At 68.1% G+C, this 20,925-nt stretch carries 25 protein-coding genes and 1 pseudogene; 15 read left to right on the top strand and 11 right to left on the bottom strand.

The annotated features are described in order from the left end of the window. Window positions 1-10: 10 nt before the first annotated feature. Window positions 11-1,474, top strand: a complete 1,464-nt coding sequence (gene der / locus BUB76_RS02335; RefSeq protein WP_073126231.1) for a ribosome biogenesis GTPase Der — start codon at window positions 11-13, stop codon at window positions 1,472-1,474. Window positions 1,475-1,619: 145 nt separating this feature from the next. Here der and BUB76_RS02330 read toward each other — a convergent pair whose 3' ends face one another. After that, window positions 1,620-2,315, bottom strand: a complete 696-nt coding sequence (locus BUB76_RS02330) for a TspO-related membrane protein (RefSeq protein ID WP_073126229.1) — start codon at window positions 2,313-2,315, stop codon at window positions 1,620-1,622. A 71-nt stretch (window positions 2,316-2,386) separates the two neighbouring features. Between BUB76_RS02330 and BUB76_RS02325 the strand changes: the two genes are divergently transcribed. Genes BUB76_RS02325 through BUB76_RS18325 form a run of 3 tightly spaced genes read left to right on the top strand, consistent with a single transcriptional unit; the run spans window position 2,387 to window position 3,910 of the window. Next, window positions 2,387-3,451 (top strand): DUF262 domain-containing protein, encoded by a 1,065-nt coding sequence (locus BUB76_RS02325; RefSeq protein ID WP_073126227.1) that lies wholly within the window; start codon window positions 2,387-2,389, stop codon window positions 3,449-3,451. A gap of 1 nt (window position 3,452) precedes the next feature. After that, entirely contained in the window at window positions 3,453-3,755 is a 303-nt protein-coding gene (locus BUB76_RS17565) for a hypothetical protein (RefSeq protein ID WP_139250754.1), read from the top strand. Beyond that, complete coding sequence (locus BUB76_RS18325; RefSeq protein ID WP_373280042.1) at window positions 3,707-3,910, top strand: hypothetical protein; 204 nt, start codon at window positions 3,707-3,709, stop codon at window positions 3,908-3,910. Before BUB76_RS17565 ends, BUB76_RS18325 begins: the two co-directional genes overlap by 49 nt. On the opposite strand, the gene serS is transcribed toward BUB76_RS18325, so the two are convergent. Beyond that, window positions 3,907-5,175: a serine--tRNA ligase gene (serS, locus tag BUB76_RS02320; protein ID WP_073126225.1), complete on the bottom strand. Its 1,269-nt coding sequence runs from the start codon at window positions 5,173-5,175 to the stop codon at window positions 3,907-3,909. The two genes, BUB76_RS18325 and serS, sit on opposite strands and share 4 nt — an antisense overlap. A gap of 105 nt (window positions 5,176-5,280) precedes the next feature. Continuing rightward, entirely contained in the window at window positions 5,281-6,978 is a 1,698-nt protein-coding gene (locus tag BUB76_RS18045; RefSeq protein ID WP_073126223.1) for a pentapeptide repeat-containing protein, read from the bottom strand. Window positions 6,979-7,124: 146 nt separating this feature from the next. Between BUB76_RS18045 and yajC the strand changes: the two genes are divergently transcribed. The 10 genes from yajC to BUB76_RS02265 all read left to right on the top strand — a co-directional run bounded on the left by yajC (window position 7,125) and on the right by BUB76_RS02265 (window position 14,024). Further along, entirely contained in the window at window positions 7,125-7,448 is a 324-nt protein-coding gene (gene yajC / locus BUB76_RS02310) for a preprotein translocase subunit YajC (RefSeq protein ID WP_073126221.1), read from the top strand. Window positions 7,449-7,493: 45 nt separating this feature from the next. Further along, a complete protein-coding gene (gene secD / locus BUB76_RS02305; RefSeq protein WP_073126219.1) occupies window positions 7,494-9,155 on the top strand; it encodes a protein translocase subunit SecD in 1,662 nt (553 codons plus the stop codon). A gap of 1 nt (window position 9,156) precedes the next feature. Further along, a complete protein-coding gene (secF, locus tag BUB76_RS02300; RefSeq protein WP_073126217.1) occupies window positions 9,157-10,125 on the top strand; it encodes a protein translocase subunit SecF in 969 nt (322 codons plus the stop codon). Window positions 10,126-10,132: 7 nt separating this feature from the next. Further along, a complete protein-coding gene (locus BUB76_RS02295; protein WP_073126215.1) occupies window positions 10,133-10,885 on the top strand; it encodes a TSUP family transporter in 753 nt (250 codons plus the stop codon). A gap of 12 nt (window positions 10,886-10,897) precedes the next feature. Beyond that, on the top strand, window positions 10,898-11,254 hold the full coding sequence (locus BUB76_RS02290) for an Mth938-like domain-containing protein (RefSeq protein ID WP_073126213.1): 357 nt from the start codon (window positions 10,898-10,900) through the stop codon (window positions 11,252-11,254). Further along, entirely contained in the window at window positions 11,251-11,886 is a 636-nt protein-coding gene (ccmA, locus tag BUB76_RS02285) for a heme ABC exporter ATP-binding protein CcmA (RefSeq protein ID WP_073126211.1), read from the top strand. Before BUB76_RS02290 ends, ccmA begins: the two co-directional genes overlap by 4 nt. Continuing rightward, window positions 11,883-12,539: a heme exporter protein CcmB gene (gene ccmB, locus BUB76_RS02280; protein WP_073126209.1), complete on the top strand. Its 657-nt coding sequence runs from the start codon at window positions 11,883-11,885 to the stop codon at window positions 12,537-12,539. The genes ccmA and ccmB overlap by 4 nt, the downstream gene beginning before the upstream one ends. A 72-nt stretch (window positions 12,540-12,611) precedes the next feature. Further along, window positions 12,612-13,340: a heme ABC transporter permease gene (locus tag BUB76_RS02275; RefSeq protein ID WP_073126535.1), complete on the top strand. Its 729-nt coding sequence runs from the start codon at window positions 12,612-12,614 to the stop codon at window positions 13,338-13,340. Then, window positions 13,340-13,489 carry a heme exporter protein CcmD gene (ccmD, locus tag BUB76_RS02270; RefSeq protein ID WP_373280041.1) on the top strand — a complete coding sequence of 50 codons (150 nt, stop codon included), beginning with the start codon at window positions 13,340-13,342 and terminating at the stop codon, window positions 13,487-13,489. The genes BUB76_RS02275 and ccmD overlap by 1 nt, the downstream gene beginning before the upstream one ends. Beyond that, window positions 13,482-14,024, top strand: coding sequence for a DsbE family thiol:disulfide interchange protein (locus BUB76_RS02265; protein ID WP_073126204.1), 543 nt, complete (start codon window positions 13,482-13,484; stop codon window positions 14,022-14,024). Before ccmD ends, BUB76_RS02265 begins: the two co-directional genes overlap by 8 nt. Before the next feature lie 452 nt (window positions 14,025-14,476). Here the strand turns inward: BUB76_RS02265 and BUB76_RS02260 are convergent, their stop codons facing one another. From BUB76_RS02260 to BUB76_RS02250, 3 genes are read right to left on the bottom strand one after another with little or no spacing between them, the layout of a single operon-like run. Continuing rightward, window positions 14,477-15,271: a metal ABC transporter permease gene (locus BUB76_RS02260; RefSeq protein ID WP_073126201.1), complete on the bottom strand. Its 795-nt coding sequence runs from the start codon at window positions 15,269-15,271 to the stop codon at window positions 14,477-14,479. Further along, window positions 15,271-16,071, bottom strand: a complete 801-nt coding sequence (locus tag BUB76_RS02255) for a metal ABC transporter ATP-binding protein (protein ID WP_073126199.1) — start codon at window positions 16,069-16,071, stop codon at window positions 15,271-15,273. The genes BUB76_RS02260 and BUB76_RS02255 overlap by 1 nt, the downstream gene beginning before the upstream one ends. Continuing rightward, on the bottom strand, window positions 16,061-16,537 hold the full coding sequence (locus BUB76_RS02250) for a Fur family transcriptional regulator (RefSeq protein WP_073126196.1): 477 nt from the start codon (window positions 16,535-16,537) through the stop codon (window positions 16,061-16,063). The genes BUB76_RS02255 and BUB76_RS02250 overlap by 11 nt, the downstream gene beginning before the upstream one ends. 83 nt (window positions 16,538-16,620) lie before the next feature. Here BUB76_RS02250 and BUB76_RS02245 point away from each other — a divergent pair, with 83 nt between their 5' ends. After that, complete coding sequence (locus BUB76_RS02245; protein ID WP_073126194.1) at window positions 16,621-17,667, top strand: zinc ABC transporter substrate-binding protein; 1,047 nt, start codon at window positions 16,621-16,623, stop codon at window positions 17,665-17,667. A 29-nt stretch (window positions 17,668-17,696) separates the two neighbouring features. On the opposite strand, the gene BUB76_RS02240 is transcribed toward BUB76_RS02245, so the two are convergent. The 5 genes and pseudogenes from BUB76_RS02240 to BUB76_RS02230 form a co-directional block, all read right to left on the bottom strand. Further along, window positions 17,697-18,773, bottom strand: coding sequence for an ABC transporter substrate-binding protein (locus BUB76_RS02240; RefSeq protein WP_073126192.1), 1,077 nt, complete (start codon window positions 18,771-18,773; stop codon window positions 17,697-17,699). Beyond that, on the bottom strand, window positions 18,770-19,327 hold the full coding sequence (locus BUB76_RS18110) for a sensor histidine kinase (protein ID WP_236737841.1): 558 nt from the start codon (window positions 19,325-19,327) through the stop codon (window positions 18,770-18,772). The genes BUB76_RS02240 and BUB76_RS18110 overlap by 4 nt, the downstream gene beginning before the upstream one ends. Window positions 19,328-19,469: 142 nt before the next feature. Further along, window positions 19,470-19,742 (bottom strand): annotated as a pseudogene (locus BUB76_RS18385) (sensor histidine kinase); the annotation flags it as partial. After that, window positions 19,715-20,122 (bottom strand): sensor histidine kinase N-terminal domain-containing protein, encoded by a 408-nt coding sequence (locus BUB76_RS18100; protein ID WP_236737839.1) that lies wholly within the window; start codon window positions 20,120-20,122, stop codon window positions 19,715-19,717. The gene BUB76_RS18100 and the pseudogene BUB76_RS18385, both read right to left, overlap by 28 nt. Then, window positions 20,115-20,786, bottom strand: coding sequence for a response regulator transcription factor (locus BUB76_RS02230; RefSeq protein WP_073126190.1), 672 nt, complete (start codon window positions 20,784-20,786; stop codon window positions 20,115-20,117). Before BUB76_RS02230 ends, BUB76_RS18100 begins: the two co-directional genes overlap by 8 nt. Window positions 20,787-20,925: the final 139 nt, after the last annotated feature.

Raw genomic sequence — 20,925 nt, 5'->3', positions numbered from 1 at the left:
GGCCAGCGCCATGAGCTTCACCCTTGCCATCGTCGGTCGCCCCAATGTGGGCAAGTCGACCCTGTTCAACCGCCTTGTCGGCAAGCGCCTGGCGCTGGTGGACGACCAGCCCGGCGTGACCCGCGACCTGCGGGAAGGCGACGCGCGGCTGGGCGACCTGCGCTTCACCGTGATCGACACCGCGGGCCTGGAGGATGCCACGGACGATACGCTCCAGGGCCGCATGCGGCGCCTGACCGAGCGCGCGGTCGACATGGCCGATGTCTGCCTGATGCTGATCGATGCGCGGACAGGCGTTACGCCGGTGGACGAGACGGTGGCCGACATCCTGCGCAAGCGGGGGCGGCACGTGATCCTGGCGGCGAACAAGGCCGAGGGGCGCGCGGCGGATGCGGGGATCATCGAGGCCTACGGGCTGGGGCTGGGCGAGCCGATCCGGCTGTCGGCCGAGCACGGCGAGGGGCTGAACGATCTCTACGGCCAGCTTTTGCCGCTGTCCGAGGAATTCGCGGCGCAGACTCAATCGGATACGCCCGAGACGGATATCACGGTCGACGAGGAGGACGCCGACGCGGATGCCGTGCGCGTGCCCACCCGCGACAAGCCGTTGCAGGTGGCGGTGGTCGGGCGGCCCAACGCCGGAAAATCCACGCTGATCAACAAGTTGCTGGGCGAGGATCGGCTGCTGACCGGGCCCGAGGCGGGGATCACGCGCGACGCGATCTCGGTGCAGATGGACTGGGACGGGTTGCCGGTGCGGATCTTCGACACGGCGGGGATGCGCAAGAAGGCCAAGGTCCAGGAAAAGCTGGAGAAACTGAGCGTCAGCGACGGGCTGCGGGCGGTGAAGTTCGCCGAGGTCGTGGTCGTGCTGCTGGACGCGGCGATTCCCTTTGAACAACAAGACCTTAGGATCGCGGACCTGGCCGAGCGCGAGGGGCGGGCGGTGGTGATCGCGGTCAACAAGTGGGACGCCGAGGAAGAAAAATCCGAGAAAATCAAGATGTTGCGCGAGGAATGCGCGCGTCTGCTGCCGCAGCTTCGGGGCGTGCCGCTGGTCACGGTGTCCGCGCTGACCGGAAAAGGGCTCGACCGGCTGCGGCAAGCCATTGAAAAAGCGTACGAAACCTGGAACCGGCGGGTGACGACGGCGAAGCTGAACCAGTGGCTGTCGGGCATGGTCGAGGCGCATCCGCCCCCCGCGCCGGGCGGGCGTCGGATCAAGCTGCGCTACATGACGCAGGCCAAGACGCGGCCGCCGGGATTCGTGGTCATGTGCTCCAACCCCGAGAAGATGAGCGACGCGTATTCCCGCTATCTTGTCAACGGGTTACGCGACACGTTCGACATGCCGGGCACGCCCGTGCGGCTGTGGATGCGGTCGCAATCCGAGGCGAATCCCTACAAGAATCGCACGAAATCCACGCCCTCGCGGCTGCGCAAACACCTGGGCAAGGGCCGCGCGGACGAATAGGCGGCGGGGCGTGCACGGGGCGTCCCCCGTCCGTCGGCGCGGCGTACACCGGGCGTGCAGCGCGGGTGCACGGACGGGCACCAGGGGTCGGACGATTGGCACACCATGTCGGCGCGGCGTGCACGGCGCGTCGGACGGGTGGTGATCAGGCCGTTTTCGGCCCGCGCAGCCCCTTCACCGACCAGAACGCGAAGCCGAGCGCGGCGGCGCCCGAGATCACCATGAGCCCCGGCGCCAGACCCGCGTTCTGCGCGGCGATGCCCACCAGCGCCCAGGCGATGCCCGCCGGGTAGCCCGCGCCGGGGCGGCGCCACTGCACCAGCGCGCCGATCCCCAGCGCGAGGCACAGGGCGACATAGGCGGCGGGCAGGGCGCCCAGCACGCCGTAGCCCGCCAGCAGCAACCCGACCGAGACCGAGGAGGCCGCCGTCAGCCACCCTGCGTAAAGGCCCACGGGCCCCTGCGCGAAACCCCGGTCGCGCCGGGGGGTGCGTAGGTAGGCGACGATGGCGGTGACCAGCATGACCCAGATAAGGACCGTGGCCCAGACGGGCGACCGCTCGGCCACCGAAAGCCAGACGGTGCCCACGGCCAGGCTGAGGCAGAGCGGCGCGCGGTAGGCCTGCCAGGACGGGGCATCGCGCTTCTTCCACAGCCCGACGCCGGCCCCGAGGATGAGCCACAGGTAGATCGGCCCCCAGATCGCGAAGGCCCACCCCGCCGGCTGCACCGGCGGGTTGCGCTGCGGCACCGGGTAGAGGTTCGGGTCGAATCCGTCGAACGGGACGAAGACCGGGGCCGCCGCGAAGGCGAGGGCGAGGAGGAGGGTGAGGTGGGGCATGGGTTGAGCTTGCTTCATAAAGGGCTGGATGCAACAGTGAAAACTTAAGGTCCCCAACTTTTGGAAAAAAAATGTCTGCCCTGCTCGATGACGATCCTGAACTTGCTGGCGACGAAACCGAGATTTTGTCTGATGAGGATGTCGTATATCAGATCAATACTTTCGGAGCAGACTTCACAGTTGATGGACTTATAAAGAGGTTTGAGAAGGGGACAATCTTCAAACCAGAATTCCAACGAAACTTTGTATGGAGTTTGCCCCAAGCCTCCAAATTTGTTGAGTCGATCCTCCTCGGTTTGCCGATTCCGAGCATTTTCCTTTATCGCGAAGAAGAGACGCAAAAGCTTTTGATTATTGATGGATTGCAAAGGCTGACGACTCTTCATGCCTTTTACAAGGGGCGGCTTCCGCATAATGATCGAGTTTTCAAGCTGACAAGAGTGAAATCTCAATATGAGGGTAAGACGTTTGACGAGCTTTCGTCAGAGGATCAGTTGAGGTTTGAAGATGCGGTTATACACGCAATGATCGTCCAGCAGCTTGCTCCAGACGACAGTAATAGCTCAGTCTTTCATATCTTCGACCGCCTTAACTCAAATGGGACACCGCTTCAGGCCCAAGAAATGAGAGCAGCTATCTATCACGGCAAGTATCAGAATCTCCTTGGTACTCTTAACAAGAACCCCGATTGGCGGGCGGTGTTTGGTAAGGAGCACAAGCGAGCGAAGGACCAAGAACTGATCCTTCGATTTTTGGCTCTATATTATAATGCCGATAGCTATTCCAAGCCAATGGCCACTTTTCTAAATGACTTTATGAACGAATACAGAAATCCCTCAGATCAAGTTGTCGAAACACATGGCGCGCTGTTCGAAGATTCAATCGGCAGAGCCAGAGCTGCGTTTGGCGAGAGAGCGTTTCGTCCGCAAAGAACCTTCAACATCGCTGTATTCGACTCAATGATGCTTGGGATTGCGAGGAATCCTCAAGCGTCGGCAGCGCAGATTGCATCCGCCTATGAAGGGTTGTTAGAGAATGGAGATTTCAGGCAGGCGATAAGCGAGGCGACATCCGATGAGAATAGTGTTGAGCGACGGATCAATCTAGCCTGCGAGTATATCGAGCATGCCCCCTGACTTGGATGCAGAGATCAAGCGCCTGGATATGCTCACTAAAACGCTTTTTTCCGGCATTGGGGATCTTGATCCATTATTTCAGAATGTCGCGGCCAATCATCTTTGCCTGGCGGGCGCTGGACTTGTTGAGAAAAGCGTTGCGATAGTCGTTGGGGAATACGCCGGCCAAAGAGGAAATTCTCAACTTCGTAGGTTCTCTCTCATAAACAAGTTGAGCGCCAGAACTCTCTTAATTGCTCCAAAATCGAAAGTTTTTTGGGCTTGTTCGACCCAAATTGGTGGCGAGAAGTCTGTCTTAGTTTAGATCCAGAGGACTTGAGTGCAATCGACAGCTTGAAAACATTAAGAGACAAGATTGCTCACGGCAAGCCAAACGGGACAGGATTTGTGACGATCCGCAATTATTGCGGAGGGGCGAAAAGATTCGCCAAACGCCTTCCGGAAATCGTTTTAACTTAAAGCCGCTCCACACCCCCCATATACCCGCGCAGCACCTCCGGCACCACCACGCTCCCATCCGCCTGCTGGTAGTTCTCCAGCACGGCGATGAGGGCGCGGCCGACGGCGAGGCCGGAGCCGTTGAGGGTGTGGACGAATTGCGGTTTGCCGCCGCCCGCGGGCTTGAAGCGGGCGTTCATGCGGCGGGCTTGGAAATCGCCCGTGGTCGAGACCGAGCTGATCTCGCGGTAGCGGTCCTGGCCGGGCAGCCAGACCTCGATATCGAAGGTGCGGCGGGCGCCAAATCCGGTATCGCCCGAGCAGAGCTTCACGGTGCGGTAGGGCAGGCCCAGCGCCTCGAGCACGCCCTCGGCGCAGCCCAGCATGCGCATCTGCTCGTCCTCGGAGGCGTCGGGATGGGTGACCGACACCATCTCGACCTTTTCGAACTGGTGCTGGCGCAGCATGCCCGCAGTGTCTTTGCCCGCGCTGCCGGCCTCGGAGCGGAAGCACAGCGTGTGGGCCACGTAGCGGCGCGGCAGGTAATCCTCGTCGACGGTGTGGCCGGCGACGATATTGGTGAGCGTGACCTCGGCCGTGGGGATCAGCCACCAGCCATTGGTGGTGCGATAGCTGTCCTCGGCGAATTTCGGCAGCTGCCCGGTGCCCAGCATCGCCTCGTCCCGGACCAGCACGGGGGTCATGGTCTCGGTGAGCCCGTTCTGCGTGACGTGGTGGTCGAGCATGAACTGCGCCAGCGCCCGGTGGAGCCGCGCGACCGGCCCCGACAGCACGGCGAAGCGCGAGCCCGACAGCTTGGCGGCGGTTTCGAAGTCGAGCCCGTCGGCGGCGGGGATCTGGTAGTGCTCGAGCGGCTGGAAGTCGAAGGCGGGGGGCGTGCCGTGGCGCTTGACCTCGACATTGTCGTCCTCGTCGGCGCCGTCGGGCACGTCGTCGGCCAGGATGTTGGGCAGCCCCATGAGCAGGTCGGTGAGCTGGGCGTCGAGATCCTTGGCCTCGGCCTCGGCCTCGCCGATGCGCTGCTTGGCCTGGGCGAGCTCGGCGCGCAGGCGCTCGAACTCGGCCTCGTCGCCCTTGGCCTTGGCGGCGCCCACCTGCTTGGACGCGGCGTTCTGGGCGGCCCGGGCGGTTTCTGCCGCGTGGATGGCGGCGCGTCGGGCGTCGTCGAGCTTGAGGATGGGGGTCGAGGCGTCCGAGAGGCCCCGGCGGGCCATGGCGGCGTCGAAGCCGGCGGGGTCGTCGCGGATCAGGCGGATGTCGTGCATGGGGGCCTCCGGGGAATTGGTCGCGACCGGATATGCAACAGGTTCGGGGCGGGGGGAAGGGCGGCGGCCGGGGAAGAGGTATTTTTGGAAAGATGAAGCCGGGGGTCAGTCTTGGGGAGTGTAGCCGTCGGGCAGAAGGTCGGGGTGGTGTTCGGCCTGCCAGCGGCGCCAGGCTTGTTCGAACTCTTGCCAGTCGAGATTTTCGGCGGGCCAATGGGAGAGGGGGGCTTCGCCTGCCTTGAAGCGCGCGGGCAGTTTGACGGTGGCGTCGCCGAAGGCTTCCGTGAAGGTTTCGTTGCCGATGTGGGTAATATCCACGTCCCTCAACCCGGCACCTCGGAGCGTAGCAGGGTTGAGGGATGTCCGGTCGTCGAACTGCGCCCCGTCGAGGTCCGCACCCTCCAGATGAGCCGCTTCGAGGTCTGCCCCCTCCAGATCTGGCCCGAAGAGGTCCGCCCCTTCCAGATGCGCCCCTAAGAGGCGCGCCCCCTCCAGATGCGCCTCGAAGAGGCTCGCCCCTTCCGAATGCGCCCCTAAGAGGCGCGCGCCCTCCAGATGCGCCTCGATGAGGCGCGCCCCCTCCAGATGCGCCTCGATGGGGCGCGCCCCCTCCAGATGCGCCCCGAAGAGGTCCGCCCCCTCCAGATGCGCCTCGAAGAGGCTCGCCCAGGATAGCTCGAGCCCGGCCAGGTCGGCGCGGCGCAGATTACTGCCGCGCAGATCGAGGCGATAGGTGGCCGTGCCCGTTGGATCCTGCTCCAAAGCCCGTTGCGCCGTGCTGCGCCGGCCGATGACGGTGAGGGCGGTCTGGATGTCGACGCGGGGTGGCGGGAGTTTGCGGACCCATAGGGCGACCATGTTCTCGACGGTCATGTCCTTGGGGCTATCGCCGTAGGGGCGCAGCTTCTGGAACGACGGGTGGTTCCAGGCGGCTTCCTCCGGAACCGCCGCTGATCCGTCCTCGGGCTCCACCAGCGCCCAGAAGACGTGGTGTGGATTGTCCTGCTCGCCCGGTGCGGGGGCGTTCTGGCGGATATAGGCGCAGAGGATTTCCATGATCTGGATATGATCGCGCGGGCTGTCCTCGGCGATGCGAGCGAGCGCGTGGATGGCGCCGACGCGGACTTCGAGGTTGGGCTGGGTCTGGGGGAAGCTGGACCACGGGTCGTTGGTCAGCATGCGCTCGCCGTCTTGGATATCGTGGTCCGGGAGGGGCCGTTCTTCACCCTGCCATTCGAAGGAGGAGTGGTCGGTGCCGTTGATTGTATAGCGGACCGTGCGACCAAGGCGGTTCACGACCTTGTCTTCGCCGAGATTGCGCAGGGCTGCGTTGATGCGGTCGGTGATGTGGCCCTGTTCGGCCGTGAGGGTCTGGCGCTCGGTCACCCAGACCTTGACCAGCTGGAAGATCAGCGTGGCGGCGGCGGCCAGCGCGCCCAGCAGAAGGGCGGTGGCCTGGCCGATATTGCGGATGGCCTCGGAATTGTCGCCCGGGGCCGAGGACAGCACGCGCAGCCGGTCGATCAGGGCGCGGACGATCAGCGCGGCCTCGGCCAGGTAGAAAATCAGCGCGAGCGTGCCGAGCGTCACGCCCAGCAGGATCAACACCAGCCAGTAATATTGTCGCAGCCAGGGGAGCGTATAGCGGAGCGGGACGCGCCGCCCGGCACGGGGGCGCAGTCGGGCGGCCACCCCGCTTCCGCGCAACGCAAGGGCCGCGATGCCCGCAAGCGCACAGAGAAGGATCAGCGCGCCAAGGATCGCCGCAGAGCGCGGATCGGCCGGAAGGGTCGGATCGTTCATCCCCGCTCACGCCCCGTGAAATCCCCGTCACCCTGACGCAGGTCCCCTTGCTGGACAAGGCCCGCCCCCACAGATAAGGGTCTGGCCGACCAAAGGGGGCGCCGCCCGCGCGCGTGCGCCCCGATCCCACGACCGAGGAAGTCCACATGCTTGTCACCCCTGCCTATGCCCAGGCCGCCGGCGGCGCCGGAGGCGCGTTCGCCAGCTTCGTGCCGCTGATCCTGATCTTCGCCATCATGTATTTCCTGCTGATCCGCCCGCAGCAGAAGAAGGTGAAAGAGCACCAGAAGATGGTCGAGGCGCTGCGCCGGGGCGACCAGGTGGTCACCGCCGGTGGGCTCGTGGGCAAGGTCGTGAAGGTGGACGAGGGCGAGGCCACGGTCGAGCTGGCCGAGAACGTTAAGGTCCGCGTCATCAAGTCGACCATCGCGCAGGTGCGCAGCAAGACCGAGCCTTCGGACGCCTCCTGAGCGTTCCCCTGACCCCCTGACACCGCGCCCGGAGGCGCCGCCGACATGCTGCAGATCCCGACCTGGAAGCGGATCTTCATCTGGGCCGTCGTGGCCTGCGGGCTGATCCTGGCGCTGCCCAACGCCTTCTATTCCCGCGTGGAGCAGGCCAACGACGCCCGCGCCGCGATCGAGCAGTCCGGCGCCACCGCCGCGCTCGAGGAGCAGGCGGCGGGCTGGCCCGATTTCCTGCCCTCGGGGCTGGTGAACCTGGGGCTGGACCTGCGGGGCGGTGCCCACCTGCTGGCCGAGGTGCAGGTCGAGGATGTCTACGCCAGCCGCATGGACGGCATCTGGCCCGAGTTGCGCGACGCCCTGCGCGACGCCCGCGACGAGGTCGGCACCATCCGCCGGGTGGACGAGGGCGGCGATCAGCTGATCGTGGCGCTGTCCGATCCCGCGGGCCTGCCCCGCGCCATGGAGATCGCGCGGGGGCTGGCGCGGCCGGTCTCGACCATCTCGGGCGTGGGCGCGCAGGACCTGAGCGTCGAGGGCCGCGATGGCCAGCTGATCGTCCAGCTGTCGCCCGAGGAACAGTCGGCCACCGACGACCGCACCATCCGCCAGAGCCTGGAGATCATCCGCCGCCGCGTGGACGAGGTGGGCACCCGCGAACCCACGATCCAGCGCCAGGGCGAGGACCGGATCCTGATCCAGGTGCCCGGCATCGGCTCGGCCGAGGAGCTGAAGGCGCTGATCGGCACCACCGCGCAGCTGACCTTCAACCCCGTGATCTCGCGCGGGGGGGACCCGGACGCGGCATCGTCGTCGCGGCAGGTGGTCTATCCGCTGCTGGACGAGCCCGAGACCTACTACACGCTGGAACGCACACCGGTCGTGTCGGGCGAGGACCTGGTGGACGCGCAGCCGTCCTTCGACCAGAACGGCCGGCCCGCCGTCACCTTCCGCTTCAACCCCACCGGCGCGCGGGCCTTCGGCGACTACACCGCCGAGAACATCGGGTCGCCCTTCGCGATCGTGCTGGACGAGGAAGTGATCAGCGCGCCCGTGATCCAGAGCCACATTCCCGGCGGCAGCGGCATCATTACCGGCAACTTCACGGTCGAGGAATCGACCCAGCTGGCCGTGCTGCTGCGCGCGGGGGCGCTGCCGGCCGAGCTGACCTTCCTGGAAGAACGCACCATCGGCCCCGAGCTGGGGCAGGACAGCATCGAGGCCGGGCAGATCGCCTGCCTTGTGGCCTTCGTGGCGGTGCTGGTCTTCATGGCGCTGAGCTACGGGCTGTTCGGTATCTTCGCCAATATCGCGCTGCTTCTGAACGTGGCGCTGCTGTTCGGGCTGCTGAGCCTGATCGGCGCCACGCTGACCCTGCCGGGCATCGCGGGGATCGTCCTGACCATCGGCATGGCGGTGGACGCCAACGTGCTGGTGTTCGAGCGCATCCGCGAGGAGCTGAAGACCGCGCGGGGGCCCTCGCGCGCGATCTCGCAGGGGTACGAACGGGCGCTGAGCGCCATCGTCGACGCCAACATTACCACCTTCATCATCGCGGCGATCCTTTTCACCCTGGGATCGGGTCCGGTGCGCGGCTTTGCCGTGACGCTGGGACTGGGCATCATCACGTCCGTCTTCACGGCGATCTTCGTCACCCGGCTGCTGATCGTGACGTGGTTCGACCGCCGCCGCCCCAAAACCATCGAGGTCTGAGATGCGTCTGAAACTGGTTCCGGACGACACGAATATCGACTTCTTCAAGCACGCGAAGGCGACGTTCGGTGCGTCCTGCGTGGCGATGGTGCTGAGCCTTGTCGTCTGGCTGATGCTGGGGCTGAATTTCGGCATCGATTTCCGCGGCGGCACGACGATCCGCACCGAAGGGAGCGAACAGGTCGACGTGGCGGCCTACCGCGCGGCGATCGAGCCGCTGGAGCTGGGCGACGTTGTGATCTCGGAGGTCTTCGACCCCAGCTTCGGCGACGACCGCAACGTGGCCATGGTGCGTATCCAGGCTCAGGAGGGACAGGAGAGCGTGGCCTCGGACACCGTCGCGGCGGTCGAGGCGGCGCTGAGCGAGGTGGACCCCTCGATCACCTTCCCGTCGGTGGAATCGGTGGGGCCCAAGGTCTCGGGCGAGCTGATCAACACGGCGCTTCTGGCCGTGGGCGCGGCGCTGGCGGCGATGCTGTTCTACATCTGGCTGCGGTTCGAGTGGCAGTTCGCCGTGGGCGCGGTGGGCGCGCTGGTGCACGACATCCTGCTGACCATCGGGATCTTCTCGCTGTTCCAGATCCGGTTCGACGTGGCGACCATCGCCGCGCTGCTGACCGTGTTGGGCTATTCGATCAACGACACCGTGGTGATCTTCGACCGGCTGCGCGAGAACCTGATCAAGTGGAAGCAGCGCGAGCTGCGCGACGTGATGAACCTGAGCGTGAACGAAACCCTCAGCCGCACGGTGATGACCAGCGGCACGACGCTGCTGGCGCTGATCGCGCTGCTGGTGCTGGGCGGCGACGTGATCCGGGGCTTCGTCTTCGCCATCACCTGGGGCGTGATCGTCGGCACCTATTCGTCGGTCTTCGTGGCCAAGAACATCGTTCTGTTCCTGGGCGTGAAGCGCGACTGGTCCAAGCCCGACAAGACCGACGGCAACCAGTTCGCCAATATCGACAGCTGACGCGGCCATGCCGGCGCTGATCGACGCGGCGCTGGCACAGCCCGGGCTGTGGCCCATGGTCCTGGCGGCGGTGCTGGCCGGGATCGTGCGCGGCTTTTCGGGCTTCGGCACCGCAATGGTGTTCCTGCCCGTGGCCGGGCAATACCTGCCACCCGTCGCCGCGCTGAGCGTGCTTCTGGCCATGGACCTGCTGGGACCGTTGCCGAACGTGCCCGCCGCGTGGCGATCCGCCGAGCGGCGCGACCTGGGTCGGCTGGCTCTGGGCCTGCTGCTGGGGCTGCCGCTGGGCCTGGGCCTGCTGGTGGTGATCGCGCCCGAGGTCTTCCGCTATGCCGTGTCGATCACCGCGCTGGTCCTGCTGGCGCTGCTGGCCGCCGGGGTCCGCTACCGCGGTACGATGACGCCGGCGCTCGTCACCGGTGCGGGCCTTGTCGGCGGGGTCTTCGGCGGCGCGGCCGGGATCGGCGGGCCGCCCGTCATCCTTCTTTACATGGCGTCGACCAAGCCGGTGGCCGTGATCCGCGCCAACCTGCTGCTGTTCCTGGTGATCGTGGACATCGCGTCGCTGGTTCTGCTGGGGATCTGGGGGCGGTTGCAACCCGGGCCGGTGGTGCTGGGGCTGGCTTTGACGCTGCCCTACCTGCTGGCGAATATGGCAGGAGCGGCTATGTTCCGGCCCGAACGGGCGCGCCTCTATCGCGGGGTGGCCCAGGCGATCATCGCGGCATCGGCCATCCTGGGCCTGCCGCTCCTGGACTGAGGAAAGGACCCCATGGAACTGCACGAAGTCCCCTTCGAGGGTGAGCGTCCGGTCGACGGCTACGGCCCCAATTTCTTCCGCGTGGGCGGCAAGGTGCACGAGGGCGCCATCGCCGTGCTGCCGGGCGGCGTGGCCGCCTGGGGCGGGTTCGAGGACACCGAGACGGTCCTGCAGGCCGCCGAGCGCATGGACGTGGTCTTCGTCGGCACCGGCGCCGAGATCGCCCATGCCCCCGCCGGGTTTCGCAGCGCCCTGGAAGACGCTGGGCTGGGCGTCGAGGTCATGGCCTCGCCCGCCGCCTGCCGCACCTATAACGTCCTGCTGAGCGAAGGCCGCCGCATCGGCGCGGTTCTGCTGCCCGTCACGTGAGCGGCCTTGTCGCAAGCGACCTGGCCGTGGCGCGCGGCGGTGTGCCGCTGCTGGCGGGCGTCACCTTCGACGTGGCGCCGGGCCGCGCGCTGATCCTGACGGGGCGCAACGGCATCGGGAAGACGACGCTTCTGCGCACGCTCGCCGGGTTGCAGCCGCCGCTGGCGGGCCGCGTCGCGCCGGGGGGCGAGCACATCGCCTACGGCGCCCACGCGGACGGGATGAAGGCCACGCTGTCGGTGGCCGAGAACCTGGGCTTCTGGGCCACGTTGCACGGGGCCGGGGACATCGCGCCCGCGCTTGCGGCGTTCGACCTGGACGACCTGCGCGACCGCGCGGCGCAGCACCTGTCGGCGGGGCAGCGGCGGCGGCTGGGCCTTGCCCGGATGCTGCTGACGGGCCGCGACATCTGGCTGCTGGACGAGCCCACCGTGTCGCTGGACCGCGCCAGCGTCGCCCGGTTCGCCGACGCGGTGCGCGCGCATCTGGGGCGCGGCGGGATCGCGGTGCTGGCGACCCACGTGGAGCTGGGGATCGAGGCCAAGGGGCTGGATCTCGAACGCTACCGCGTGACCGGCGCGACAGGCGGGCCGGGCGGCGGCGACATCTTCGCCGAAGGGGCCGTGGAATGATCCGCATCCTGTCGCGCGACGTGGCCCTGGCGGTGCGCGCGGGCGGCGGCTTCGGCCTGAGCCTGGCGTTCTTCCTGATCGTCGTGGTGCTGGTGCCCTTCGGCGTCGGCCCGGAAACGGCCGTGCTGGCCCCCATCGCGCCGGGCATCCTGTGGCTGGGCGCGCTTCTGGCCTGCCTGCTGTCGCTGGACCGGGTCTTCGCGCTGGACCGCGAGGACGGGGCGCTGGACCTGCTGGCCACCGCGCCCGTGCCGCTGGAGGGCGTGGCGCTGGCCAAGGCCGGGGCGCATTGGCTGACCACCGGCCTGCCGCTGTCGCTGGCCGCGCCGTTCCTTGCCGTGCTGCTGGGCCTGCCCGCGCCGGGGCATCTGTGGCTGGCGGTGTCGCTGCTGGTGGGCACCCCGGCGCTGAGCCTGATCGGCACCTTCGGCGCGGCGCTGACCGTGGGGCTGAAGCGCGGCGGCTTGCTGCTGTCGCTGCTGGTGCTGCCGCTTTACGTGCCCACGCTGATCTTCGGGGCTGACGTGGCGCGGCGCGGGGCCGAGGGGCTGGCGCTGGGACCGCCTTTGGCGCTGTTGGGGGCGGTCACGGCGGGCTGCGTCGCGCTGCTGCCCTTCGCCACGGCGGCGGCGCTGCGGGTGTCGCTGCGCTAGGGCGTGCCTGCGGCGTCACGACCCCGTCAAGGCGCCTTGAGGCGCCGCGCGGGCGCATATATGCAAACCGAGATGTCCTTGTGGTCCTACGCAAATCCCACGCGCTTCATGGCGACGACCCGGCCGCTGCTGCCGTGGCTGTCGGCGTTGGCGGCCGCGTGCCTGGTGGTGGGGCTGATCTGGGGGTTCTTCTTCACGCCCGATGACTACCGCCAGGGATCGACGGTCAAGATCATCTACCTGCACGTGCCGTCGGCCCTGATGGCGATCAACGCGTGGTTCATGATGCTGGTGGCGTCGCTGATCTGGCTGATCCGCCGCCACCACGTGAGCGCGCTGGCCGCCAAGGCTGCGGCGCCGGTGGGCGTGACCATGACGCTGGTGGCGCTGGTCACCGGCGCGGTCTGGGGCAGCCCCATGTGGGGCACCTGGTGGGCGTGGGACCCGCGGCTGACATCGTTCCTGATCCTGTTCCTGTTCTACCTGGGTTACATGGCGCTCTGGGCCGCGATCGAGGACCCGGACACCGCCGCCGACCTGACGAGCGTTCTGTGCGTTGTCGGCTCGGTCTTCGCGGTGCTGTCGCGCTATGCCGTGAACTTCTGGAACCAGGGGCTGCACCAGGGCGCGTCGCTGTCGCTGGACGCCGAGGAGAACGTGGCCGACGTGTTCTACTTCCCGCTGCTGGTCTGCATCGCGGGCTTCGTGTTGCTGTTCGTGGCGCTGGTGCTGGCGCGCACGCGGACCGAGATCCGGGCGCGCCGCCTGCACGCCCTGCAACTGCGCGAAAGGATGGCGTGATGCCGGACCTGGGCAAATACGCGGTCGAGGTGGGCGCGGCCTACGGGCTGAGCGCCGTGCTGATCGTCGGGCTGGTGGCCCTGACCCTGTGGCGCGGCAAGCGGGTCAAGCGCGCGCTGGACGCGGCGGAGGGCCGGCGCAATGCCTAGGGTCCCCGTTCTTGCCATCGTGCCGCCCGTGGTCTTCGCCGCGCTGGCGGGCCTGTTCTTCGCCGGGATGCAGCGCGAGGATCCCGACGCGCTGCCCACGACTTTCGCAGGCAAGGCCGCGCCTGCGATCGAGGCGACGCCGTTCAACGAGTTCGAGGGCTTCGACCGCTCCGTTCTGGAAGAGCCGGGGGTGAAGCTGGTGAACTTCTGGGCCAGCTGGTGCGGGCCGTGCCGGGTCGAGCATCCGAATCTCGAGGCGCTGGCCGACGAGGGCATCCCGATCTACGGCGTGAACTTCAAGGACCGGCCCGACAACGCGTCGGCCTTCCTCGCGGAACTGGGCAACCCCTATGCCGGGGTCGGTGCCGATGGCGAAGGGCGCATCGCACGCGACTGGGGCGTCTACGGCGTGCCCGAGACCTACGTGATCGACGGGCAGGGCCGCGTGATCGAACGGCTGGCCGGCCCCATCACCCAGCGCACGCTGGAAGGTCAGATCCGCCCGGCGATCGCCGAGGCGGCAGGCGGCAGTTGACGGTCGGCTAACCGCCGACCGCAACGTGCAACAGGGCCATCAGGCATATACCCGTTTCCAGTAAAGGCAGCGGAAACTGGATTTTTCGCGCGAACGCAGTGATCGGTGAACTCATACTCATTGCCCCCCAGCAATACGGTCAAGATGTTAACCAAGTGTTGCCACATTACGAGGAAACAATGCGTTTCAGGCGACCTTCCAAGGAAGGGTTCCCTTGTCCGGCGACCGCATCCGGCGGACGGGCAGGGCGCTGATATCGTGCATTCCTCCCATGAAATGAACGGCTTGGCCCGGTTCACCGGCGTTTCGAGGGACGGCGCGCACCGTTTCGCGCGTTGCCCATGACGGATGGACAATATGGCCGTCGTTCGCGAATCGGTGACGCCGGGGAAACAGTCCGCCCTTGTCGTCCGTCGGAAAGACCGCGGAATCGGCACCAATGCGGGGATTGGTTACCCTGCGCGGCGGAGGCTTGAGACCACCGTCGACAGGCTGAACAGCACCGCCGCCACGCAGACGATGGTGGGGCCGGTCGGCGTGTCGAGCATATACGACGCCCGCAGCCCGACCCACGCTGATGCCATTCCCACCATCGCGGCCAGCACGCCCATCCGCTCGGGCGTGGTCGCGAAGGGGCGCACGGTGGCGGCCGGGATGATCAGCAGCGCGGTGATGAGGAGCACGCCCACGACCTTGATCGCCATGGCCACCACCACGGCCAGGGCGAGCGTCAGGACCAGCTGTTCCCGCCTGGGGTCGATGCCGGCGGCGCGGGCCAGGTCGGCGTTCAGCGTGGCGGTGAGCAGCGCCGACCAGCGCCAGCCGATGAGGGCCAGCACCAGGACCGCACCGCCCCAGATCACCGCGAGGTCCGCGCGGGACACCGCCAGGATGTCGCCGAAGAGATAGGCCATCAGGTCGATGCGCACGCCGTCGATGAAGGTCACGCCCACCAGCCCGAAGGCCAGCGCCGAGTGGGCCATGACGCCCAGCAGCGTGTCCATGGCATAGCCGCGCCCCGAGATCAGCGTCACCACCGTGGCCATCACCAGCGCGACGACCAGCGCGCCCGCGACCACCGGCAGCGACAGGGCCAGCGACAGCGCGACGCCGAGGATCGCGGCATGGGCGGTCGCGTCGCCGAAATAGGCCATCCGGCGCCAGACCACGAAACAGCCCAGCGGCGCGGCGGCCAGCCCCGTGCCGATCCCGGCCAGCGCGGCGCGGGTCATGAAATCGTCCAGCATCAGTGAGGGGCGTCCTTGGAGTGGTCGTGATCGTGGCCGTGATGGTGCGCGTGGCCGGCCGCGTGATTGTGGAAATGCGTGTGGTCGTGGTGGTGCCGATAGAGCGCCAGCGCCCCGCGCGTGCCTTCGCCGAACAGGCGGCGGTAGTCGGGGGCGTTGGCGACCACCTCGGGCGTGCCCTCGCAGCAGACATGGCCGTTGAGGCAGATCACGCGGTCCGAGGCGCTCATCACCACGTGCAGGTCGTGGCTGACCATCAGCACGCCGCAGCCGGTTTCGCGGCGCACGTCCTCGATGCGGCGATAGAAGGCGGCGGCGCCCGGCTGGTCCAGCCCCGCCGTCGCCTCGTCGAGGATCAGGAGCTGTGGCTCTTCCAGGATGGCGCGGGCCAGCAGCGCGCGCTGGAACTGGCCCCCGGACAGGTCGGCCATCTGCCGCCCGGCGATGTCGGGCACGCCGGCCTGCGCCAGCGCCGCGTCAACCCGCGCGGCCGACGCGCGGCGGGGCAGGGACAGGAACCGCGCCACCGTCATGGGCAGGGTCGGATCCAGCACCAGCCGTTGCGGGACGTAGCCGATCCGCAGCCTGGCCGCCCGTTCCACCCGGCCGCGGCTGGGCCGCACGCCGCCGAGGATCGCGGCGATGAGCGTCGATTTGCCCGACCCGTTCGGACCGACCAGCGTCACGATCTCGCCCGCGTTCACCTGCAAGTCCACATCGTGCAGCACGGTGGTGTCGCCGAAGCGGACGGTCAGGTCGCGGGCGGAGATCAGCGGGGCGGTGACGGTATCACGCGGCATCGGCACACTCGGGGCACAGGCCCTCGGCCTCGCGCACGGCGCGTTCGATGACGAAGCCCGACTTCTGTGCCGCGCGGCCGATTTCGCCCTTGGCAGGGTCGGATTCGGCCTCGACCACGCGGTTGCAGGACCGGCAGATCAGGAAGATCGGCGCGTGCGGGTCGTTCAGGTGCGAGCAGGCGATGAAGGCGTTCAGACGCTCGATCCGGTGGGCGAACCCGTGCTTGGTCAGGAATTCCAGGGCCCGGTAGGCCACCGGCGGCTGCGAGCCCAGCCCCTCGGCGCGCAGCACGTCCAGGATCTCGTAGGCGCCCATGGCCTTGTGATCGGACAGCAGGATCTCGAGCACCCGTTGCCGCACCTTGGTGAGTTGCAGGTTGCGCGCGGCGCAGGATTGTGCGGCGGCCGCGACACCGTCGGCGATGCAGCTTTTGTGGTCATGTGCCTGGAACGCCTGCTGGGTCATGGAAACTCCGGCCTCGGGGTATTGATATGTTATACTATACGGTATATTGGACTCGAGATGTTATATAATCACAGGGTTCCCCGATGTCCATGAAGCTTGGCCTGCCATTGTCCGGTGTCGTTCTGTCCGCATTCGTCGCCACCGGCGCGGCGGCGGAGGTGCCCCGGGTCGCGACCGATATCGCGCCGGTTCACGGGCTCGTGGCGCGCGTGATGGAGGGGCTGGGCACGCCCGAGATGATCGTCGAGGCCGGTGCGTCGCCGCATGGCTATTCCATGCGGCCCTCGGAGGCGCGCGCGCTGGAGCGCGCGGAGGCGGTGTTCTGGGTCGGATCCGCGCTCGAGCCGTGGCTGGAGGGTGCGATCGAGACATTGGCCGAGGGGGCGGCGGTGATCGAATTGCTCGACGCGCCCGAGACCCGGACCCTTGCGTTCCGCGAGGGGGCCCGCTTCGACGCGCACGCCCACGGGGACGAAGAGCATGACGGCGGCGACGACCACGGCCACGACGCGCACGATGAGGGCGGCCACGCGGACCATGACGATCACGCGGAGGCCGAGGATCACGCCGGAGAAGAGAGCCATGCCGACCACGAGGGGCACGATCACGACGGCATCGACCCCCACGCCTGGCTGGACCCCGAGAACGGCAAGGCCTGGCTGGGCGTCATTGCGGACACGCTCGCCGACCTGGACCCGGAGAACGCCGAGACCTATCGCGCGAACGCTGAAGCCGGTCAAAGCGAGATCGACGCGGCCGTGGCGGACGTGCGGGACATGCTGTCGGCGGCGGAGGGGATCAGCTTCATCGTGTTCCACGACGCCTTCCAGTATTTCGAAAGCCGCTTCGACATCGCGGCGGCGGGCGCGATTTCGCTGAGCGATGCGTCCGATCCCGGCCCCGCGCGCATCGCCGAGGTGCAGGAAACCGTGCGCGACCTTGGCGTGACCTGCGTTCTGGCCGAGCCGCAGTTCAACCGGCAGCTGGTGGATACGGTGACCGAGGGGACCGAGGCGCGGGCCGCGGTGCTGGACCCGCTGGGCGTGGACCTGGAGGCCGGGCCGGGGTTCTATCCCGCGCTGATCCGGACGCTGGGATCCGGCATCGCCGACTGTGCGAATGCCCCGTGACGGGCGGGTGATCGGACGGCCGCCGGCGCTCAGTCGGCGTCGCCGGCGTCGCCCGCTCCCAGCGTGCCGCGCCAGGTGTCGATGAACGCTGCGCGCGTTTGCGCGTCCATGGCGACCAGCATCGCCAGGGAAAGGGGAATGTACCGTGACGCGGCACTGGTGTCGGACGGCACCTCGAGCGTGTCGCCTTCCCGCGCGTCGAGTTCGGCCCAGAGCCGGGCCTGCGCAAGCGCGCGCCGCCCGGCATCCGACAGGAGATAATCCAGAAGCTGGCGCGCGCCGGCCGTATTGGCGGCACCGCTTGGGATCATCGCGGCGCGCGACAGCAGCAGGGTGTAATCGCTGGGCGCGACGATGCCCAGGCGTGGCTCGGTCGCGGCGCGGCCCAGCGCGTAGGAGCCCAGCACGTTGTAGGCCACCAGGTAATCGCCGCGCACCACGCCGTCGATGATCTCGGCCGAGCAGCAGGTCGCCACCGCGTTGCTGCCCCCGAACCCTTCGAGCAGGCCGCCGAAGGTCGTCGCCTCGAGCGAGTCGGCGAAGGCCAGGAGAAAGCCGAGGCCCGACTCCTCGATATCGCAGGTCGCGACACGGCCCCGGAAGCGGCTGTTGTCGGGGCGCATAAGGTCCAGCAGGTCGAAGCGCGAACGCGGCACGTCCCAGGCCGGAACCAGGTCGCGGTTGTAGACCATCACCACGGGTTCGCGGGTGAGCCCGAAAAGCTCGTCGCGCCAGATCAGGTCCCGCTCCAGCCGCTGGGTCTGGGGCGAGACGTGCGGGCTGGCGCAGCCGTCGTTGACCAGCGCGACCATGTGATGGACGGCCGAGCTGATGATCAGGTCCGCCCCGGGCGTATCCGCGGCGCAATCCGCGCGCGTCAGCCGCAGCAGGTCGTTCGAGCCCCATTGTTCATAGCGGATCGCAAGCGGCCCGGCGTCACCCAGATATGTTTCGAGCACGGGGGCGAGCACGTCGAAATCGGTGGTGGTGCGCAGGGTGACGACGGGCGCGCCCGGGTCCGTGCTGCCGAGCGTGGCCTCGTACTCGGCGCCCGCGGCGGGCAGGGCGACGCACGCGAGACAGGCGATGAGGCGCGGCAGGATCATGGAAACTCCAGCGACGCGCGGAAGCCGCCGGGGCGGTGGGCAAAACGCAGCGCGCCCGCATGGGCGCGCGCCACGTCATGGGCGATGGCAAGGCCGAGACCGCCCGAGGGGCGTCCGCCCGCGTGGCGCGTGGCAAGGATCTCGGGGACCTCGGACGGGCCGGGGCCGCTGTCCTCGACGAAGATCGCGGCGGGCGATTGCGACACGCCGATGCGGATGGGCGGGCGCCCGTGCTGAAGGGCATTGATCAGGAGGTTCTTGCCGGCCTCGGTAAGCGACAGCATGTCGCCTTCGATTGGCACGGGCGCTTCAGGCAGGCGCAGCTGAACGCGGCCTTCGTCCGGCGCGACCAGGTCGTCGCAGGCTTCGAGCCCCTCGATGGCCACGTCGCGCAGATCCACGGTTTCGCGCAGGACGGCATCGGCGCGGTGGTTCACCATGGCGTGGGCCAGCATCTGGTCGAGCAGCCGGTTCAGCGCCTCGGTCCGCCGCTCGGCCCGGTCGAGCGCGGCGCGCCTGTCGTCGGGCCCGGGCGCATCGGCGGCCAGTTGCAACTGCGCCCGGAATCGCGGCCACGGGCGAGCGCAACTGGTGCGCGGTGTCCGCGATGAGCTTGCCGCTGGCCTCGGCCTGGCGGCTGAGGCGATCCATGAAGGCGTTGAGCGAGGTTTGCACGGCGGCGATCTCGCGCGGGGAAGCGCCCGAGACCGGGGTAAGATCGGTGGGCGCGCGTTCGGCCAGCCCGGCGCTGAGACGCGAGAGAGGCGTCATCGCCCGGGCCACGGCGATCCAGGCCAGCGCCGAGATCCCGATGCCCGCCAGCGTGAGGCCCAGCAGGGCGTTGCGCGCGATCCGCCAGGCCAGCGCCTGCCGCGCGCGCAGGGTCTGGCCGACGATCACGCGCACGGGGCCCGAGAAGCTGCGCTCGGCAAAGCGGCGGGTCAGCGCGACATAGCGGCGGGCTCGGTTCCGAAGGCTGCGTCGTAGAAGACCGGCCCCGCGCCGCCGCGACGGGGGCGGGGCGTCTGCGCGTCGCCGGTGACGGGCGTGCCGTCGGGCGCCAAGATCAGGTAGCGCACGCGGTCGTCGGGGGCCTGGCCCAGCAGCTCGAAGGCGGAAACCGGCAGCACGACGCCGGGCGCACCGTCGCGGATGAAGATGGCCTCGGCGATGTCGCTGGCGGCGCCGACGAGGATGCCGTCATAGACCTCCTGCGCCGCCTGGCGCCCGTAGAGAAACGTCGCGACCAGCACCACGGCGCCGCCGAGCGCCAGCACCGTGGCGACCGCCGCGTGGACGCGCAGCCTGAGCGAAAGCGTGGGCCGGATCGCGGCTGTGGTGTCAGCCATCGGGCACCGTGAGCTGGTAGCCGAGCCCGCGATAGGTCACGATGGCGACGCTGGATGCGGCGAGCTTCTTTCGCAGCCGCGCGACGTAGAGCTCGACCGTGTTGAGCCCCACGTCCTCGTCCATAGAGAACAGGCTTTCGAGGATCTTCTCTTTCGCGATGATCCGGTCGCGGCGGGCGACGAACAGGCCCAGCAGCGAGATCTCGCGCCGCGTCAGCGCGACCGGCGCGCCCGAGACATGGGCGGTCTGGGCGGCGGGGTCGAATTCGAGGTCCCCCAGGGCGATGCGCGCGCTCGCGGCGCCCGCGCCAAGCCGCGCTAGAACGCGGATCCGCGCCTCGAGCTCGCGCAAATCGAATGGTTTCACGAGATAGTCGTCGGCCCCGGCATCCAGCGCGTCGACCCGGGCCGAGACGTTGAACTCGGCCGTCAGCATCAGGACCGGCGTGCGGTTCTTGCCGACCCTGAGCTCGGACAGGATCTGGCGGCCGTCTCCATCGGGCAGGTGAATGTCGAGCACGATCACGTCGTAGCTTTCCGCCGACAGGAAATGACGCGCGTCGCTGGCCGTCGACGCGCGGTCGCAGGCCATGCCGCGCCGCCCGAGCGCCGCCGCGATCGCCTCGGCGACGTCGGCGGTATCCTCGACGATCAGTATCCGCATCCTCCGGGACCCTCCCTGTCCCGGCAGGAAGCGTAGTCCGGCGGGCGGGAGACCGAAAGTTCGCACATGACAGGCGCGTGACAGGTTGGTGACAGCTTCGGATGCTAGCCCCTTCCCAGTTCCGCGGCGGGAGGCGGCG

The sequence above is a fragment of the Palleronia salina genome, assembly GCF_900141995.1.
In the GTDB taxonomy this organism is placed as follows: Bacteria; Pseudomonadota; Alphaproteobacteria; order Rhodobacterales; family Rhodobacteraceae; genus Palleronia; species Palleronia salina.
Note: the sequence above shows the minus strand (reverse complement) of the source record. Positions and strands in the feature narration are given on the sequence as shown.

Bases quoted from the DNA above. Each gene is read 5' to 3' on its own strand.
- der (WP_073126231.1), top strand. From the start codon at position 11: ATGAGCTTCACCCTTGCCATCGTCGGTCGCCCCAATGTGGGCAAGTCG.
- BUB76_RS02330 (WP_073126229.1), bottom strand. From the start codon at position 2,315: ATGCCCCACCTCACCCTCCTCCTCGCCCTCGCCTTCGCGGCGGCCCCG.
- BUB76_RS02325 (WP_073126227.1), top strand. From the start codon at position 2,387: ATGTCTGCCCTGCTCGATGACGATCCTGAACTTGCTGGCGACGAAACC.
- serS (WP_073126225.1), bottom strand. From the start codon at position 5,175: ATGCACGACATCCGCCTGATCCGCGACGACCCCGCCGGCTTCGACGCC.
- BUB76_RS18045 (WP_073126223.1), bottom strand. From the start codon at position 6,978: ATGAACGATCCGACCCTTCCGGCCGATCCGCGCTCTGCGGCGATCCTT.
- yajC (WP_073126221.1), top strand. From the start codon at position 7,125: ATGCTTGTCACCCCTGCCTATGCCCAGGCCGCCGGCGGCGCCGGAGGC.
- secD (WP_073126219.1), top strand. From the start codon at position 7,494: ATGCTGCAGATCCCGACCTGGAAGCGGATCTTCATCTGGGCCGTCGTG.
- secF (WP_073126217.1), top strand. From the start codon at position 9,157: ATGCGTCTGAAACTGGTTCCGGACGACACGAATATCGACTTCTTCAAG.
- BUB76_RS02295 (WP_073126215.1), top strand. From the start codon at position 10,133: ATGCCGGCGCTGATCGACGCGGCGCTGGCACAGCCCGGGCTGTGGCCC.
- BUB76_RS02290 (WP_073126213.1), top strand. From the start codon at position 10,898: ATGGAACTGCACGAAGTCCCCTTCGAGGGTGAGCGTCCGGTCGACGGC.
- ccmB (WP_073126209.1), top strand. From the start codon at position 11,883: ATGATCCGCATCCTGTCGCGCGACGTGGCCCTGGCGGTGCGCGCGGGC.
- BUB76_RS02275 (WP_073126535.1), top strand. From the start codon at position 12,612: ATGTCCTTGTGGTCCTACGCAAATCCCACGCGCTTCATGGCGACGACC.
- ccmD (WP_373280041.1), top strand. From the start codon at position 13,340: ATGCCGGACCTGGGCAAATACGCGGTCGAGGTGGGCGCGGCCTACGGG.
- BUB76_RS02265 (WP_073126204.1), top strand. From the start codon at position 13,482: ATGCCTAGGGTCCCCGTTCTTGCCATCGTGCCGCCCGTGGTCTTCGCC.
- BUB76_RS02260 (WP_073126201.1), bottom strand. From the start codon at position 15,271: ATGCTGGACGATTTCATGACCCGCGCCGCGCTGGCCGGGATCGGCACG.
- BUB76_RS02255 (WP_073126199.1), bottom strand. From the start codon at position 16,071: ATGCCGCGTGATACCGTCACCGCCCCGCTGATCTCCGCCCGCGACCTG.
- BUB76_RS02250 (WP_073126196.1), bottom strand. From the start codon at position 16,537: ATGACCCAGCAGGCGTTCCAGGCACATGACCACAAAAGCTGCATCGCC.
- BUB76_RS02245 (WP_073126194.1), top strand. From the start codon at position 16,621: ATGTCCATGAAGCTTGGCCTGCCATTGTCCGGTGTCGTTCTGTCCGCA.
- BUB76_RS02240 (WP_073126192.1), bottom strand. From the start codon at position 18,773: ATGATCCTGCCGCGCCTCATCGCCTGTCTCGCGTGCGTCGCCCTGCCC.
- BUB76_RS18100 (WP_236737839.1), bottom strand. From the start codon at position 20,122: ATGGCTGACACCACAGCCGCGATCCGGCCCACGCTTTCGCTCAGGCTG.
- BUB76_RS02230 (WP_073126190.1), bottom strand. From the start codon at position 20,786: ATGCGGATACTGATCGTCGAGGATACCGCCGACGTCGCCGAGGCGATC.